Raw genomic sequence first — 1,679 nt, forward strand, 5'->3', positions numbered from 1 at the left:
GCTCACCGGACCAGTTACTGGTCACCGCCGCGCCGTGGACCAGCCCCTGGCTCCCGGCCGGTTACAAGCGGAACTTCTGGAATGCCGCTTAGGAGAGAAGGAACAGGTGCGTGCGGCCCGTAGCTTCGTGAAGGCTCACCTTCCCGATCATCTGGACGCCGAGCTCATCGTCAGCGAACTCGCGACCAACGCCGTCGAGCACACGCGTACGGGACAACCGGGCGGAGTCTTCACCACCATCGTCAAGCGCAACCCCGACGGCACTGCCTACATAGAGATCGCAGACCAGGGCGGCCCTGTCGTATTCGGCCTTCCCACCCCCAACCGCGAAGGCGGCCGAGGGCTCTATCTCGTGACAGCTCTCGCCACCGCATGGGGATTCAAGGGCGACGCCGCCGGCCGAACGGTCTGGGTCGAGCTACCCCCGCCCGCTCCATGAGCACTGCGCCCCCAGCACTACGCGCTCTCCGCGAGCGGTTCCCCGACTGGGCATTCCTCTACAACCCGTTCGCGTATCGGTGGTTTGCCCTCCAAGGCCGCACGACCACGCTCACCGCCGACACCGCCGAGGAACTTGCGACCCGTGTCGAGGGCTTCCAGTCAGGCCGCCCCATGACCAGACCTCAACCGCGGCAATGACCCTTACCTCTCATGTGATCACACCGGCCTGCCCGATCGAGTGCCTCAGGCCTGTGTTGTCCGCCAGGGCCTACAACCCGCTCACCCAAGCCTGCGGAGCTTCGTTCGACCGGCCCGATACGGTCGCAGACGTGATCACGCTGTTGCGCACGTGTCGGCTCGATCAGATCTGGGGCCTGGGGCCTGGGGCCACGACGTATCGGCGAGATCGAAGTAGCCCTGGTGTTCGTCGGCTTGACCCGCGACCACAGCGGCCCGCTCAGCGACAACCTGTGAAGCACCAGGTGAGGGCGCCATGACAGTCGCTATGCGCTCAAGATCATCGAGATTCGCCTGCATCTTCCATGTCATGGTGGAGCGAGGCGGAGGATCTGGTCGCGGACGGGGTCGTCCAGGTCGGCCTGGAGCAGGCCGTTGTTGACGGCGGGGGCGCAGTCCATCGAGATGTTCACCGCGGCGGCCGGTCCCTGTGGATAGTCGAATATGAGCCGGATGCCGCGTTGGGTGGCGCCTCCGAGTCCTTTGCAGGTGTTGTCGCTCGGCACGGTGTCCAGGGAGTTCAGCGTCGCGGCCAGGGCGCGGGCGATGTCCCTGTTGTGCCGCTTGCGGTAGGGCGGCCTCACATACGTGGCGTCCCTGCACACGGTGAGCCGACCGGGCCGTCCGGGAACCATCAGTTCGTCCTGACCTCGGCGGTCACCGGGGCCTCGGCAGGGGTCATCTGGCGGTACGGGCCGCCAGATTCCGTCCTTGTAGGCGGTGGTGATGGCGGGCCCGGCGTACGAGCCGCTGCTGACCGTGCCGTTGGTGGTCCTCACGCAGCGGTTGACCTCCTCGGCGCTGCCTATCCACAGAGCGCGGCCGTCGGGGTAGGCGAACCGGATGAGGTAGTTGGTCATCGGTCCCCCCATCGCCGTGCATGCTCGGCCCACGTCGACGGTGGTCACCGGGAGGTAGGCGAGGTCACGAGCCATCGCCGCCGCCTGGTCTGTCAGCGTTCGCGAACCGGCCAGCGGCTCACCACCCGGATGCGCGTTGTC

General features: G+C 66.8%; 2 protein-coding genes. One reads left to right on the forward strand and one right to left on the reverse strand.

Annotated features, from left to right (window positions below):
* Positions 1-106 precede the first annotated feature (106 nt).
* The gene (locus ABZ260_RS50785) at positions 107-439 is read left to right on the forward strand and encodes an ATP-binding protein (protein WP_355633092.1); all 333 of its coding nucleotides are present in this window, start codon (positions 107-109) and stop codon (positions 437-439) included.
* Positions 440-986: 547 nt separating this feature from the next.
* On the opposite strand, the gene ABZ260_RS50790 is transcribed toward ABZ260_RS50785, so the two are convergent.
* Positions 987-1,679 (reverse strand): hypothetical protein (locus ABZ260_RS50790; protein ID WP_355633095.1); only part of this gene is annotated, 693 nt, incomplete at its 5' end.

Origin of the sequence: Streptosporangium sp. NPDC006013, assembly GCF_040614275.1 — a bacterium.
Lineage (GTDB): Bacteria > Actinomycetota > Actinomycetes > Streptosporangiales > Streptosporangiaceae > Streptosporangium.